Origin of the sequence: Actinomadura sp. NAK00032 (genome assembly GCF_013364275.1) — a bacterium.
Taxonomy (GTDB): domain Bacteria; phylum Actinomycetota; class Actinomycetes; order Streptosporangiales; family Streptosporangiaceae; genus Spirillospora.
In genome coordinates this window covers 8,608,745-8,622,492 of the sequence record NZ_CP054932.1, presented here as the reverse complement: position 1 = coordinate 8,622,492, position 13,748 = coordinate 8,608,745, and the positions used below count along the sequence as shown (strand labels likewise).

Below are 13,748 nucleotides of genomic sequence, written 5' to 3'. Positions count from 1 at the left end.
AACAAAGCAAGGGGTGCGGGAGGCGTCCACCAGAGGGTGCCGGCGAGGCTCGGGACCGTCGCGGGGGGATGAGGGGCGGCCGCCGGGGCCCTGGAGGGGCGTCCTCACAGAGCATAAGGGTGCCCGGCGGCGCTTCCTCCGGAACGGGAGGAGCGCCACCGGGCACCCGGGTGGCCGAGGGTCAGCGCGCGGTGCTCCGCGCCGCGCGCCTCACCTGCGGCTCATTCGCTGTCGAGACCGTTCTGCAGGGCCTGCACATCGGCGGACGTGGCGCCGATCACCTTGTACTGCGCGTGCTTGTAGAAGGTGCCGCCGGTGCCCTTGGCCCAGCTCTTCCACGCACTGGTGGAGACCCGGCAGCTGGCCCACTGCGAGGAGCTGCCGGTGATGGTGATCCGGGTCGTGCAGTTGCCGAGGTCCTTGCCGGTCAGCGTGCCGGCGGTGATCCGGAACCGGACGTCGATCGTGACGGGCTTCTCCACGCCGATCGGCGGCCGGATGCTGGCCTGGACGGTGCAGCCGGAGTCGCCGTTGCAGCCGCCCTTCTTCCACTCGTCGACCGACGGCCGCGCCGAGCCGTTGAAGGCGTCCTTCAGCTCGCCCATGCTCGACCGCATGTCGGAGATGAGGGCCGAGGCGCCGCCCGAGTCCTGCGGGGTGACGTCCACGGCGACGCGCGGCGTGGTGGCCTCGTAGCGCAGCAGCTCGGCGTCGTCCTCGTCGGTGATGTAGAGGGTGGAGGAGAAGGTGCTGAACTTCAGCGCCTTCTTGCCCTGCCACGTCGTCTCCAGGGGCTTCACCCGGGACGTCCTGGCGGAGCGGAGCTTGCTCGCCAGCGCGGCGGGCGACAGCTGCGTCTTGAAGTCGACGTCGAGCTCGTCGTCGTCCAGCCGGCCCCACTGCTCGCCCGACTGGAGGAAGAACGGGTCGTCGGTCGAGGAGATCTCCTTCTTCCAGTACGACTGGTCGGCCTTCACGAACACCTTGCCGTCGGCGGCGAGGAGGGTGACGTTGTCGCCGCCCCAGGTGACGGGCCCCATCACGCGGCCGCCCTTGGTGACGTTCAGCTCGCCGCGCAGCGACTCCGAGGAGCTGAAGGTGCCCTTCAGCTCGACCGCGCGGGCCGAGCCGATGCTGGCCGCCGCGGCGGTCAGCTTCTCCTCGGGCGACTTGCCTCCGCCGCCCACCGACACCGCGTACACGACGACCGCGATGATGATGAGGACGACGAGGCCGCCGCCGATCAGCCCGATGACGAGTCCGCCGCCGCCACCGCGCTTCGGCGGGGGCATGGCGGGGCCCATCGGGGCGCCGGGGGGCGGCGGGAAGAAGGGCGGCGGCGTGCCGGGGCCGCCGTAGCCGCCGGGCGGCGGAGGTCCGCCCGGAGCGCCGGCACCGCCTGGATTGCCGGGTCCGCTCGGACCGGGACCGCCCGGGCCCGCCGGCGGCGGCGGGGGCGGCCAGGAGCCACCGCCCGGGTTTTCCCAGCCCGGGGGCGGCGGGGGGTTGCTCATCCGGTCACGTCCTTCCAGGTCAACCTGACCCAATGCAAACCTAGTGTGCAGCAAAAGCATGGCATCGTGGGCCCCTGGGGTGGAGGTACGACGTCACACTCCCCCTTGATCCTGCGCGGGGGATACTGGATGAGACGCAGTTGAGGAGGATCTGGTGCATAACTATTTCGACACATATGTCGTTGTGGTCGTCCTCCTCCTCGCCGGCGCCGGAATCGTCGGCGGGGCGCTGGCCGCGAACCGGATGCTCCGTCCGCATCGTCCGACCGCCGAGAAACTGACGACGTACGAGTGCGGCGTCGACCCGGTGGGCGAGGGCTGGGCCCACTCCTACGTGCGGTACTACGTCTTCGCCTACCTGTACGTCGTGTTCGCCGTGGACGCGGTGTTCCTCTTCCCCTGGGCCACGGTCTTCTCCGCGCCCGGCTACGGGGCGACGACGCTCGCCGAGATGTTCGTCTTCCTGGCGTTCCTCGCCACCGGGCTCGCCTACGCGGGCAAGAAGGGCGTCCTCTCCTGGGTCTGAGGCGCCGGCCGCTGTAACAATGGCGCTGTGGGCACCATCGATCTACCGCCGCCGAGCGTGGGACCGCTGTCCCGGCTCGCGCCGAAGCCGGTCAAGTTCGTGCTCAACTGGGGCCGCCGCTACTCGCTGTGGGTCTTCAACTTCGGGCTGGCCTGCTGCGCCATCGAGTTCATCGCGACGTCGATGAGCCGGCACGACTTCATCCGGCTCGGCGTCATCCCGTTCGCGCCGGGGCCCCGGCAGGCCGACCTCATGGTCGTCTCCGGCACCGTCAGCGACAAGATGGCGCCCGCCGTGCGGCGCCTCTACGAGCAGATGCCGGAGCCGAAGTACGTCATCTCGTTCGGCGCCTGCTCCAACTGCGGCGGACCGTACTGGGACTCCTACTGCGTCACCAAGGGCGTCGACCAGATCATCCCGGTGGACGTCTACGTGCCCGGCTGCCCGCCCCGTCCCGAGGCGCTGCTGCAGGGCATCGTCCATCTGCAGGAGAAGATCGCGGCCGAGTCGCTCGGCGAGCGCTACGACGGCGGCGACCCGCTCAGCCCGCCGCCCCCACCGCGCCCGCTGTCGGCGACGGTGCTGCGGCGTCCTCTCCAGCCCCCGCCCGAACCTCCGCCTGCCCCAGAGCCGCCGCCTGCGCCTGAGCCTCCGGAGGCGCCTTCGTCGGAAGCGCCTTCGTCGGACGAGGAGGCGGCGCCCGAGCCCGCGGGTCCCGCGGACGAGACGGTGCCCGTCCGGCAGCTCGGCGAGGACGACCAGGCCACCGTGCCCGTCCCGGCGGTCGAGGACGAACCCGCTCAGGCCGAGGAGCCCGTGCAGGCCGAGGAGCCCGTGCAGGCAGAAGAGCCGGTGAAGGACGATGGGCCGGCGCCGCCGCGCGGCGGGAAGCGGGGCTGGTCGCCCGACCACGACCCGTCCATCATCCCGGGGCTGGTCGACGACGACCACGACGACCGGATCGGGCGCGACCGGTGAGCGCCGAACTGGCGGACGCCTGGACGGCCCGCTTCGGCGACGAGGTCAGCAGCGAGGAGACGTTCGGCGGACTCGCCGTCGGCGTCCCGCCCGAGCACTGGACGGCCGCCCTGACGTTCGCCCGCGACGACCTGTCCTGCGGGTTCTTCGACTGGCTGACCGGCGTCGACGAGATGGACGACGGTTTCGCCGTCGTCGTCCACGTGTACTCGCTGGAGCGCCGCCACCACCTGCTGGTCCGGACGCGCGTCCCGAGGCGGGCCCCCGTGCTGGCGACGGCGACGGGCGTCTACCGGGGCGCCGCCTGGCACGAGCGCGAGACGGCGGAGATGTTCGGGATCCTCTTCGAGGGCCACCCGAACCTCACCCCGCTGCTGCTGCCGGACGGTTTCGAGGGCCACCCGCTGCGCAAGGACTTCGTCCTTGCGGCCCGCGTCGCCAAGCCGTGGCCCGGCGCCAAGGAACCGGGCGAGTCCGGGCACGGGGCGCCGAGCCGCCGCCGCGTCCGCCCGCCCGGCGTCCCGGAGAACTGGGGTCCGGATGCTTGAGATCGTCGTCAAGCTGGTCCTCGTCGCGGCGGCGTTCGCGCTGCTCCCGCTGCTGGTGGGGCAGGCCGAGCACAAGGTGATGGCGCACATGCAGGGCCGCCTCGGCCCGATGTACGCGGGCGGGTTCCACGGCTGGGCGCAGCTCGTCGCCGACGGGGTGAAGTTCGCGCAGAAGGAGGACGTGGTCCCGCGCGACGCCGACCGGTGGGTGTTCAAGCTGGCGCCGGGCGTCGCGCTCGTCCCGTACCTGCTGGTGCTGCTGGTGGTCCCGATCGGGCCCGGCGGGCAGGTCGCGCTCGACCTCGGGCCCGGGATCTTCTTCGCGCTCGCCGTGATGGGCGTCGGCGTCATCGGCGCGATCATGGCGGGCTGGGCGTCGGCGAACAAGTACTCGCTGCTCGGCGGGATGCGGGTCGCCGCACAGCTGATGTCGTACGAGCTGCCGATGGTGTTCGCCGCGTCGTCGGTCGCGATGGCGGCGGGCACGCTGTCGCTGCAGGGCGTCGTGGAGGAGTGGCGCTGGTGGTGGCTGCCGTGGCAGGCGGTCGGCGGCGTGGTGTTCTTCGTCGCGGGCCTCGCCGAGCTGCGCCGGCCGCCGTTCGACATGCCGGTCGCCGACTCGGAGATCATCTTCGGCCCGTACACCGAGTACGGCGGGCTGCGGTTCGCGCTGTTCCTGCTCGCCGAGTACGCCGGGATCGTGGTGCTCTGTGCGCTGACGACCGTGCTGTTCCTCGGCGGTTGGAAGGGCCCGTTCCTGAACACCGAGCTGGGCTGGCTCTGGACGCTGCTCAAGGTCGGCGCGCTGGCGTTCTGCGTCATCTGGCTGCGGGTCAGCTACCCGCGCATGCGCGAGGACCAGCTCCAGAAGCTCGCCTGGGCGTGGCTCGTCCCGCTGTCGCTCGCGCAGCTGGCGCTGACGGGCGTCCTCGCCGTCGCCCTGGCCTGACCCCCGGCTCCGCTGCTCAGCGCAGGAAGATCGTGAACTCGGCCATCTCGGGGAGGAGGTCGGGCGGGACGTCGGCGTCCACCGCCATCTCCTCGGCGGACACGAACCCGCCGTGCTCCTCGCGGTGGCGGACGATGCGCTCCGCGATCTCGGGCGTCATGCCGGGCAGCGCCTCGATGATCTCGCGCGGCGCGTGGTTGACGTCCACCAGCCCGCCGTCGTCGTAGGTGCGGGGCACGTCGGGACGGCCGATCCGCAGCTCGCGGGCGAGCGCCGGGTCCTCGGCGGCGAGCGCGCGGGCCTGCTCGCGCAGCGTCCGGCGGTACTTGGCGATCTCGATGGCGCGCTCGTTCTGCCGGTTGCGGGGCGTCTCGCGGGGGAACACGGACGACCGGACGGCGAACGCGTGCCCGCTGCCCGCGAGCCACAGCAGGACCGCCACGAACGACCCGAACACGGTGAGGAACGGGTCGCCGGACTGGACCATCGCGAGGACGGCGGCCGTCCCGGCGCCGTACCCGGCGGCGGTGGCCCCGAGCTTCCACGAACCGCGCCGGATCGCCGCGTAGAGGAACGAGATGGGCGTCCCGTAGCCGAGTGTGATGAACGGCACGGCCGCCCACACCACGCTGCGGAAAGTGTCCGCGGCCTGAATCGGCGGCGGCGGAGGGGGAGGAGGCGGGACGGGCGGGCCGGGGAAGGGCGCCGCCGGGCGGCGGTGAGTCTCCGGACGCGGCGTGCCGGCGGGCGGCGTCCCGGGGAACGGAGACCGCCAGGACGGGGGCCCGTGCGTCGGCCCGTGCGCCGGCCGCGGTGTCGACCCGTGCGCCGGCCGCGGTGTCGGACCGGGCTCGGGCTCGTAAGGGCGGTCCGCGTGATGACTCACATAGCCTCCCTGCACGTAAGCGCGCCCGGTACCACGCGTCCTACTCCTGGTAGGACGAACGCCGCGCCCATCGCGTTCCCCCCAGGCCCATCGTGCGCAATCATGGGGCGCGTGGGACGGCTACCAGGAGGCGGGCTGGCCAAGGGGCTGGCGGTCACGTTGCGGACGATGACGCGGCGGTCCATAACGCGTCAATACCCCGAAGTGCAACCGGAGTTGCCACCGCGCAGCAGGGGCGTCATCGCCCTGTTCGAGGAGAACTGCACCGTCTGCATGCTGTGCGCCCGCGAATGCCCCGACTGGTGCATCTACATCGACTCCCACAAGGAGACCCTCCCGGCCGAGGGCGGCGGGCGCCCGCGCACCCGCAACGTCCTCGACCGGTTCGCGATCGACTTCGCGCTGTGCATGTACTGCGGGATCTGCATCGAGGTGTGCCCGTTCGACGCGCTGTTCTGGTCGCCGGAGTTCGAGTACGCCGAGTACGACATCGCGGAGCTGACGCACGAGAAGGAGCGGCTGCGCGAGTGGATGTGGACCGTCCCGCCGCCGCAGGCGCACGACCCGGCGACGGAGCCGCCCAAGGAGGTCGCCGCGGCGGAGAAGGCGGCGGCGCGGGCCGCGCGCCGGCCGCCCGGGGCGGCCCCGGGGGCGTCGCGGTGAGCGGCCAGGAGATCGTGTTCACGCTGCTCGGCGTGGTCGCGGTCGGGTCGGCGGTGCTGGTGGTGACGACGCGGCGGCTCGTCCACGCGGCGCTGTGGCTGGTGGTGTCGTTCGGCGCGCTCGCGGGCGGCTACCTCGTGCTGACCGCGGAGTTCGTCGCCTGGGTGCAGGTGCTGATCTACGTCGGCGCGGTCGTCGTGCTGCTGCTGTTCGGGATCATGCTGACGCGGGCGCCGATCGGGGAGTCCGCCGACCTGGACTCCGGGAACCGGTGGGCGGCGCTGGCCGTCGCCGCCGGCACGGCCGCCGTCCTGGTCACCGTGGTCGTCCTCGGCTTCCGGGACGAGCGGATGCCGCTGCACGCGGGCGGCGGGTCGGCCGAGGAGCTGGGCGCCGCCGTGTTCCGGACGTGGGTGCTCCCGTTCGAGGTGCTGTCGGTGCTGCTGCTGGCCTCGCTGGTCGGCTCGATCGTCCTGTCGCGCTCCGACATCGGCCCGCCCGCTCCGGAACCCGCTCCGGAACCCGCTCCGGAACCCGCTCCGGAACCCGCTCCGGAATCCGCTCCGGGGGAGGACGGCTGATGCATCTCGCCTACCCGACGGTCGTCGCCGCGCTGTTGTTCTCCGTCGGCGTGTACGGGGTGCTGGCGCGCCGCAACGCGATCCTCGTCCTGATGTCGGTCGAGCTGATGCTGAACGCGGTGAACCTCAACCTCGTCACGTTCGACGTCTGGTACCGGGACCGGCTGCACGGCGGCCAGGTCCTCACGTTGTTCACCATCGTGATCGCGGCGGCGGAGATCGGGCTCGGGCTGGCGATCGTCCTGCTGGTGTACCGGAACCGGAAGATGATCGACGTCGACCGGCTGCGCACGCTGGCCGAGGACGGCGATGGCCGCCCGGCGCCGGAATCGGAGCCCTCGGGGCCCTCGAAGCCCTCGGAGCCCGAGGCGGTCGACGCGCAATGATCTGGCTGGCCTCCCTGACGGCGCTGCTGCCGTTCCTCGCCGCGTTCGCCGGGATGCTGTTCGGGCCGTCCCTCACCCGTGTCGTGCGCGGCCTGCCGGGCGGCGGCCCGGGGGTGATCGCGTGCGTCCCGATCGGGATCTCGGCGGTGCTCTCAGCGGTCGTCGCGTTCACCGTGTGGCGCGACCCCGGCTCGCGGACCGGTGTGCTCACGCTGATCGACACCGGCTCGGTGCCGATCAGGGTCGGGCTCCAGGTGGACGGCCTGTCCGCCGTGGTCGCGCTGATGGTCTGCTGCGTCGCCCTCGCCGTCCAGGTGTACTCGGTCGCGTACATGAAGGGCGACCGGCGGTACTCGTCCTACGCGGCGTTCATCTCGCTGTTCACCTCCGCCATGCTCCTGGTCGTGTACGCGGGCGACCTCCTCGTCCTGTACGCGGGCTGGGAGGTCATGGGCATCTGCTCGTACTTCCTGATCGGGCACCACTGGGAGGAGCGGGCGAACTCGCGGGCGGCCGTGAAGGCGTTCCTGGTCACGCGGCTGGGCGACGTCGGCTTCCTGATCGGCGTGATCGTCCTCGGCGTCGGCGCCGGGACGTTCGAGATCTCCGGGATACTCGCGCGGGCGGGCGACCTCCCGTCCTCGACGGTGACCGCCGCCGCGCTGCTGCTGCTCGCCGGGGTCGCGGGCAAGAGCGCGCAGTTCCCGCTGCACACCTGGCTGCCGGACGCGATGGCGGGCCCGACCCCGATCAGCGCGCTGATCCACGCGGCCACGATGGTCGCGGCCGGCGTCTACGTCGTCGCCCGCCTGTACGACGTGTTCGTCCTGTCGCCGGGCGCCCGCACCGCGCTGGCCGTCATCGCGGTGGTCTCCATGATCGGCGCGGCGTGCGCGGCCCTCGCGCAGGACGACCTGAAACGCGTCCTGGCGTACTCGACGATCAGCCAGCTCGCGGTGATGGCCGCCGCGCTCGCGATCGGCGCGAAGTCCGCGGCCGTCTTCCACCTGCTCACGCACGGCGCGTTCAAGGCGCTGCTGTTCCTCGCCGCCGGATGCGTCATCGTCACCGCCGGCTCGAACATGCTCGCGCACTACGGCGGGCTGTGGCGCGCCATGCCCGTCACGTTCTGGTCGATGACGGCGGGCCTGGCCGCGCTCGCGGGCGTTCCGCCGTTCAGCGGCTGGTTCAGCAAGGACTCCATCATCGAGGCCGCCCAGCACTCGGCCATGCACGGCGGATCGCTGCAGGAGCAGGGGGCGTCGGCGCAAGCGGCGAGCGCGCTCGTCCACTCGCCGCCACCCGAGTTCACGGGCCCTCTGAAATGCGCCCCCGCGTCCGAGATGTGCGAACCCCTGATCCTGAATTTCAAAGAGCCCATCAGGGCCTATGTGATCAGCAGCGAGGTGACGCTGCCCGGCGGGGTGGCGTGGCTGGTCTATCTGGGGCTGCTGGTCACGGTCGTGCTGACCGCCGCCTACGCGATGCGCGCATGGCTGATGACGTTCTTCGGTGAGCCGCGCGGCTCGTACGAGATCCGGGAGCCGTCGCGCTTCATGTCGTGGACGGTCGCGGCGCTGGCCGTCCCTGCCTCGATCCTCGGATTCTTCGGGCTCGGTGCTTCGGAGCTGCGTCCGCACCTCGGGGCGTCCTTGCTCAGCGCCGTGCTGGTCGTCCTTGGGGCGGGAGCCGCCTTCCTTGTGTGGAACCGTGACCCCGCCTTGGACCCTGCGCGCGCGCTTGGCCCGGTCCGTCCCGTCTTTGCGCGGGCCTTCTACGTGGACGAGCTGTACACCGTGGCGATCGTCCGTCCCGTACGTGCCCTGGCCCGGTACGTCGTCGCGTTCGACCGGCGCGGCGTGGACGCCGCCGTCGTCGGCACCGCCCACGGTGCGCGGCGCCTCGCCGGCGTCCTCCGCGTCCCGCAGAACGGCAACCCGCAGACCTACCTCACCGGCCTGCTCGCCGGCGTCGTCGTCATCGTGGCCGGGGTGGTGATCTTCCTTTGATCTTCGTGCTGATGATGGCGATCCCGCTGTGCGGGGCGCTGGCGCTGCTCGTCCCGGCGGAGCGGTTCCTGCGCACCGACTTCGCCGTCCGCGCGTTCGGGACGGCGGTGTCCGGCGCGACGCTGCTCGTCGCGATCTCCGCGCTGACCGCGTTCGACTTCGGCGCCACGTCCCGCATGCAGCTTGAGGTCGACCGGTCCTGGTCGCCCGCGATCGGGCTGCGCTTCCACCTCGGCGTGGACGGCATCTCGCTGCCGCTGGTCGTCCTCACCGCGCTGCTGACGTTCCTGTGCTTCCTCTACACGCTGCGGCACCCGCCGGCGGGCGGCCGGATCCGGCTGCTGACCGCGCTCCTGCTCGTCCTCGAGATCGGGATGCTCGGCACGTTCACCGCCCTCGACCTCGTGCTGTTCTTCGTGTTCTTCGAGACCGTCCTGGTCCCGATGTACGTGGTGATCATGCTGTGGGGCGGGACGGGACGCCGCGCCGCCGCCACCAAGTTCATCCTCTACACCCTCCTCGGCTCCGGCCTCCTCCTGGCCGGGATGCTGCTCGTCGGCGCGGAGGCGGGCACGCTCGACATGACCGCGCTCGCCGACCGGCACGGGTCCGGGCTGGCGCGCGGCCTGCAGATCACGGCGTTCGCGCTGATGGGCCTCGGGTTCGCGGTGAAGGCGCCGATGTGGCCGCTGCACACCTGGCTGCCGGACGCGCACACCGAGGCGCCGACCGTCGGGTCCGTCCTGCTGGCCGGGGTGCTGCTCAAGATGGGCACGTACGGGCTGGTCCGCGTCGCGCTGCCGCTCGCCCCGGACGGTGCCGCGTTCTGGGCGCCCTGGCTCGGCCTCCTCGCCGTCATCGGGATCATCTACGGCGCCCTCGCCTGCCTCGCCCAGCGCGACCTCAAGCGGATGATCGCCTACTCGTCCGTCGGGCACATGGGGTTCGTGCTGCTCGGGATCGCGACGCTCACCCCCGTCGGGATCAACGCCGCGCTGTTCGGCAACATCGCGCACGGCCTGATCACCGGCCTGCTGTTCTTCCTCGCCGGCTCGGTCAAGGAGCGCTGGGGCACCACCGACATGGCCTCGATCGGCGGCGGCATGCTCGGCACGTCGCCCCGGCTGGCCTCCATCCTGACCTTCGCGTCCGTCGCGTCCCTCGGGCTGCCGGGCCTCGCCGGGTTCTGGGGCGAGGTCCTCGCGCTCATCGGTGCGTACCGGCCGCACGCCGACCTGCCCCGCGAGACGTTCGTGACGTTCATGGCCGTCGCCGCGCTCGGCGCCCTCCTCACCGCCGCCTACTTCCTGCGGATGCTCGCCAAGCTGACCCACGGGCCGGTCTCCCGCCCGGCGGAGGCGCCGATCGCCGCCGTGTCCATGCAGGAGTACGCGGCCTGGGTGCCGCTGATCGCGCTCACGCTGCTCATCGGCCTGTGGCCGAAGACCCTGCTGGACGTGACCACCGGACCCGTCCGCGCGCTGTTCGGAGGCGGCTGATGATCCAGGGCATCGACTACGCGGCGATCGCGCCGCCGCTGATCCTCGCCGTCGCCGCGCTCGGCCTCCTCCTCGCCGACGCGTTCGACGCGCCCCGCCGCGCGCTCTCCCTCATGTCCGGCGGTTCCCTCGTCGCCGCCCTGATCGCCGTGATCGCCCTGGCGTCCGGCGACCGCCGCGCCACGTTCTGCCTGCCGGACGGCCTGCGCTCCGGCGGGCCGCCGTCCTGCTCCTACGTCGCCGACGACTTCACGCTGCTGTTCCAGGGGATCGTCCTCGCCGCCGCCGCGGTCGTCGTCCTGCTCTCCCTCCAGGAGATCACCGACTCCCGGATGCCGGTGGGCGAGTACCACTTCCTCCTCCTCGCCGCCGTCATCGGGGCCCTGGCGCTCGTCGCGGCCCGCGACCTCGTCCTCCTCCTGGTCGCGCTGGAGACCCTGACCCTCCCCGTCTTCGCGCTGACCGCCCTCCGCCGCTACGACGGGACGGCGTCCGAGGCGGCGCTGAAACTGTTCCTGATCTCCGTCATCTCCACCGCGGTCATGCTCTTCGGGATCAGCCTCGTCTACGGCGCGACCGGCGCCATGCACCTGGACCGCATCGCCCCCGCCCTCGCCGACCTCCCCTCCGACCTGGACCCCGTAGCCTCCGTCGGCTCCGTCCTCGTCCTCGCCGGGTTCGCGTTCAAGGTCGCCGCCGTCCCGTTCCACTTCTGGGCCCCGGACGTCTACCAGGGCGCCCCGCTGCCCGTCGCCGCGTTCCTGTCCGTCGTCTCGAAGGCCGCCGGCTTCGCCGGTCTCGTGATCGTCCTGGCGCTCGGACTACCCGCCTACGGCCACGTCTGGGGCCCGATCCTCGCCGTCCTGGCAGCCCTCACCATGACCCTGGGCAACCTCCTGGCCCTACGCCAGCGCACCCCGATCCGTCTACTCGCCTGGTCGTCCGTCGCCCAGTCCGGCTACATGCTCGCGCCCCTCGCCGTAGGCTCGCACCGCCTCGCCGAAGCGACCGCCGCAACCGTCGCCTACGTCGCCCTCTACGCCGTGATGAACCTCGGCGCGTTCGCCGTCGTGATCGGCTACCACCGTCGCCGCACCCTCGACGACTACCGCGGCCTCGCCCGCCGCAGCCCCGCCACCGCCACCGCCCTCGCCTTCTTCCTGATCTGCCTCGCCGGCCTCCCGCCCGGCGTGATGGGCCTGTTCGCCAAGGTCGTCGTCTTCCGAGCCACCGTCGCCGGCGGCGTCACCTGGCTCGCGGTCATCATGGCGATCAACACGGTCATCGGGCTGTACTACTACCTGGCCTGGGCCGTGCGCCTGTTCAGCCCGCCCCTTCCCGGGCAGCATGAGACGGGACCCGGCCTGCCGGTCCGCGTCGCGATCACCGCGGCCGCCGCCGGGGCGATCGTGCTGTCGATCGCGCCGCAACTCGTCCTGCAGGCCGTCTGACCGGGAACGTTCACCCAGGTCAAACCGTTGATGTTCATGCCGGAGTCGACGGGGAGGCAACGGAAGTGCACCACAACGGCGTCAAGACGGCAGCCCTGATCGCCGCGCTGTCCGCCCTGATGCTCGTCGCCGGATGGGCGTTCGGCGGCGCCGCCGGGCTGACGATCGCGCTGGTCATCGCCCTCGGCACCAACGGCATCGCGTACTTCTTCAGCGACCGCATCGCGCTGCGCTCCATGCGCGCCCACCCGGTCGGCGAAGTCGAGGCCCCGACGCTCTACCGGCTCGTCCGCGAACTCTCCACCGCCGCCCGCCAGCCCATGCCGCGGCTCTACGTCTCCGAGACCCGCCAGCCCAACGCCTTCGCCACCGGCCGCAACCCGCGCAACGCCGCCGTCTGCTGCACCCGCGGCATCCTCCACATCCTCGACGAACGAGAACTGCGCGCCGTCCTCGGCCACGAACTCTCGCACGTCTACAACCGCGACATCCTGATCTCCTCGGTCGCCGCCGCGATCGCCACCGTGATCACCTACCTGTCCCACCTGGCGATCTTCCTGCCGATCGGCCGCGCCGACGACGACGACGGCCCCGGCATCCTCGGCGCCCTCCTGATGCTCGTCCTCGGCCCGGTCGCCGCCGCCGTCGTCCAGATGGCGATCTCCCGCACCCGCGAGTACACCGCCGACGCCGCCGGCGCCCGCCTCACCGGCGACCCGCTCGCCCTCGCGTCCGCCCTCCGCAAGATCGACGCCGGCACCCGCGCGATGCCGCTGCCCCAGGACCCCGAGCTCGCCACCACCAGCTCCCTGATGATCGCCAACCCCTTCACCGGCGCCGGCATCGGCAAGCTCTTCTCCACCCACCCGCCCACCGCCGACCGCATCGCCCGCCTGGAGCGCATGGCCGGCCCCCGCTGAAATCAGCCCGAACCATCCCGGCCGCCACCGCGTCATAACACACGAGAGCGCGCCGGCCCCTTCTGCGGGGGATGGGGCCGACGCGCTCCTCAGCGAACTACCGGTAGTTGACGAACTGCAGCGCCACCTCAAGATCCTTCCCCTTGAGCAGCGCGATGATCTCCTGCAGATCGTCCTTCTTCTTCGAGCTGACCCGCAGCTCGTCCCCCTGGATCTGGGCCTTCACACCCTTCGGCCCCTCATCCCGGATGATCTTCCCGATCTTCTTCGCCTCGTCCTGCGCGATGCCCTCCTTGAGCCCCACGCTCAGCTTGTGCACCTTCCCGGACGGCTTCGGCTCCCCGGCGTCGATCGCCTTCAGCGAGATCCCCCGCTTCACGAGCTTGTCCTTCAGCACGTCCAGCACCGCGTTGGCCCGCTCCTCGGTGTTCGCCTGGATCTCGATCGACTCACCCGACCACTTGATCCCCGCGTCCACGTTCCTGAAGTCGAACCGGTTGGCCACCTCCTTGGCGGCCTGGTTCACCGCGTTGTCGACCTCCTGCCGGTCGAGCTTGCTGACGATGTCAAAGCTGGAGTCGGCCACGGCCCACACATCCCCTCAGCAGCAACTTCCCGATCCACAGAGCGTATCGACTCCCCACCCCGCCTCGATGTCACACCCACTCCCGCGGTCCGCTATTCTTTCAACGACACCACGGCGGGTTGCCCGAGTGGCCAATGGGAGCGGACTGTAAATCCGTCGGCTTAGCCTACCCAGGTTCGAATCCTGGACCCGCCACACCAGTGCACACAGCCTCTGACCAGTGCAAACGGTCAGAGGCTGTTCGCATTCCAA

Annotated in this window: 13 protein-coding genes, 1 tRNA gene and 1 pseudogene; 12 read left to right on the top strand and 3 right to left on the bottom strand. The window is 71.6% G+C overall.

The genetic code is table 11. The features are described 5' to 3' along the window. Positions 1–221: 221 nt before the first annotated feature. Positions 222–1,292, bottom strand: a complete 1,071-nt coding sequence (locus HUT06_RS39665; RefSeq protein ID WP_254715628.1) for a hypothetical protein — start codon at positions 1,290–1,292, stop codon at positions 222–224. Between the two features lie 376 nt (positions 1,293–1,668). Between HUT06_RS39665 and HUT06_RS39660 the strand changes: the two genes are divergently transcribed. The 4 genes and pseudogenes from HUT06_RS39660 (at position 1,669) to HUT06_RS39645 (ending at position 4,515) form a co-directional block, all read left to right on the top strand. Then, positions 1,669–2,040 (top strand): NADH-quinone oxidoreductase subunit A, encoded by a 372-nt coding sequence (locus HUT06_RS39660; protein WP_176200397.1) that lies wholly within the window; start codon positions 1,669–1,671, stop codon positions 2,038–2,040. 66 nt (positions 2,041–2,106) lie between these two features. Next, positions 2,107–2,550, top strand: a pseudogene (locus HUT06_RS45730) (NADH-quinone oxidoreductase subunit B); the annotation flags it as partial. A 464-nt stretch (positions 2,551–3,014) separates the two neighbouring features. Then, the gene (locus HUT06_RS39650; RefSeq protein ID WP_176200395.1) at positions 3,015–3,566 is read left to right on the top strand and encodes an NADH-quinone oxidoreductase subunit C; all 552 of its coding nucleotides are present in this window, start codon (positions 3,015–3,017) and stop codon (positions 3,564–3,566) included. Next, on the top strand, positions 3,559–4,515 hold the full coding sequence (locus tag HUT06_RS39645) for a complex I subunit 1 family protein (RefSeq protein WP_176200394.1): 957 nt from the start codon (positions 3,559–3,561) through the stop codon (positions 4,513–4,515). The genes HUT06_RS39650 and HUT06_RS39645 overlap by 8 nt, the downstream gene beginning before the upstream one ends. 16 nt (positions 4,516–4,531) lie before the next feature. Here HUT06_RS39645 and HUT06_RS39640 read toward each other — a convergent pair whose 3' ends face one another. Next, complete coding sequence (locus HUT06_RS39640; RefSeq protein WP_176200393.1) at positions 4,532–5,128, bottom strand: helix-hairpin-helix domain-containing protein; 597 nt, start codon at positions 5,126–5,128, stop codon at positions 4,532–4,534. A 384-nt stretch (positions 5,129–5,512) separates the two neighbouring features. Here HUT06_RS39640 and HUT06_RS39635 point away from each other — a divergent pair, with 384 nt between their 5' ends. The 7 genes from HUT06_RS39635 to htpX all read left to right on the top strand — a co-directional run bounded on the left by HUT06_RS39635 (position 5,513) and on the right by htpX (position 12,910). Next, positions 5,513–6,064: an NADH-quinone oxidoreductase subunit I gene (locus HUT06_RS39635; protein WP_254715627.1), complete on the top strand. Its 552-nt coding sequence runs from the start codon at positions 5,513–5,515 to the stop codon at positions 6,062–6,064. Next, on the top strand, positions 6,061–6,645 hold the full coding sequence (locus HUT06_RS39630; protein WP_176200391.1) for an NADH-quinone oxidoreductase subunit J: 585 nt from the start codon (positions 6,061–6,063) through the stop codon (positions 6,643–6,645). Before HUT06_RS39635 ends, HUT06_RS39630 begins: the two co-directional genes overlap by 4 nt. Continuing rightward, positions 6,645–7,031: an NADH-quinone oxidoreductase subunit NuoK gene (nuoK, locus tag HUT06_RS39625; protein WP_176200390.1), complete on the top strand. Its 387-nt coding sequence runs from the start codon at positions 6,645–6,647 to the stop codon at positions 7,029–7,031. The genes HUT06_RS39630 and nuoK overlap by 1 nt, the downstream gene beginning before the upstream one ends. Further along, positions 7,028–9,040, top strand: a complete 2,013-nt coding sequence (locus HUT06_RS39620; RefSeq protein WP_176200389.1) for an NADH-quinone oxidoreductase subunit L — start codon at positions 7,028–7,030, stop codon at positions 9,038–9,040. Before nuoK ends, HUT06_RS39620 begins: the two co-directional genes overlap by 4 nt. A 5-nt stretch (positions 9,041–9,045) precedes the next feature. Continuing rightward, positions 9,046–10,539 carry a NuoM family protein gene (locus HUT06_RS39615; protein ID WP_368407045.1) on the top strand — a complete coding sequence of 498 codons (1,494 nt, stop codon included), beginning with the start codon at positions 9,046–9,048 and terminating at the stop codon, positions 10,537–10,539. After that, on the top strand, positions 10,539–11,990 hold the full coding sequence (locus HUT06_RS39610) for an NADH-quinone oxidoreductase subunit N (RefSeq protein WP_176200388.1): 1,452 nt from the start codon (positions 10,539–10,541) through the stop codon (positions 11,988–11,990). Before HUT06_RS39615 ends, HUT06_RS39610 begins: the two co-directional genes overlap by 1 nt. 65 nt (positions 11,991–12,055) lie before the next feature. After that, complete coding sequence (gene htpX, locus HUT06_RS39605; RefSeq protein WP_176200387.1) at positions 12,056–12,910, top strand: zinc metalloprotease HtpX; 855 nt, start codon at positions 12,056–12,058, stop codon at positions 12,908–12,910. A 97-nt stretch (positions 12,911–13,007) separates the two neighbouring features. On the opposite strand, the gene HUT06_RS39600 is transcribed toward htpX, so the two are convergent. Continuing rightward, a complete protein-coding gene (locus HUT06_RS39600; RefSeq protein WP_176200386.1) occupies positions 13,008–13,496 on the bottom strand; it encodes a YajQ family cyclic di-GMP-binding protein in 489 nt (162 codons plus the stop codon). 113 nt (positions 13,497–13,609) lie between these two features. Here HUT06_RS39600 and HUT06_RS39595 point away from each other — a divergent pair. Continuing rightward, positions 13,610–13,691 (top strand) — tRNA-Tyr (locus HUT06_RS39595). The last annotated feature ends 57 nt before the right edge of the window (positions 13,692–13,748 follow it).

Excerpts from the sequence above, each read along its gene's own strand:
- HUT06_RS39620 (WP_176200389.1), top strand. The coding sequence starts at position 7,028 with ATGATCTGGCTGGCCTCCCTGACGGCGCTGCTGCCGTTCCTCGCCGCG.
- HUT06_RS39645 (WP_176200394.1), top strand. The coding sequence starts at position 3,559 with ATGCTTGAGATCGTCGTCAAGCTGGTCCTCGTCGCGGCGGCGTTCGCG.
- HUT06_RS39665 (WP_254715628.1), bottom strand. The coding sequence starts at position 1,292 with ATGCCCCCGCCGAAGCGCGGTGGCGGCGGCGGACTCGTCATCGGGCTG.
- HUT06_RS39610 (WP_176200388.1), top strand. The coding sequence starts at position 10,539 with ATGATCCAGGGCATCGACTACGCGGCGATCGCGCCGCCGCTGATCCTC.
- nuoK (WP_176200390.1), top strand. The coding sequence starts at position 6,645 with ATGCATCTCGCCTACCCGACGGTCGTCGCCGCGCTGTTGTTCTCCGTC.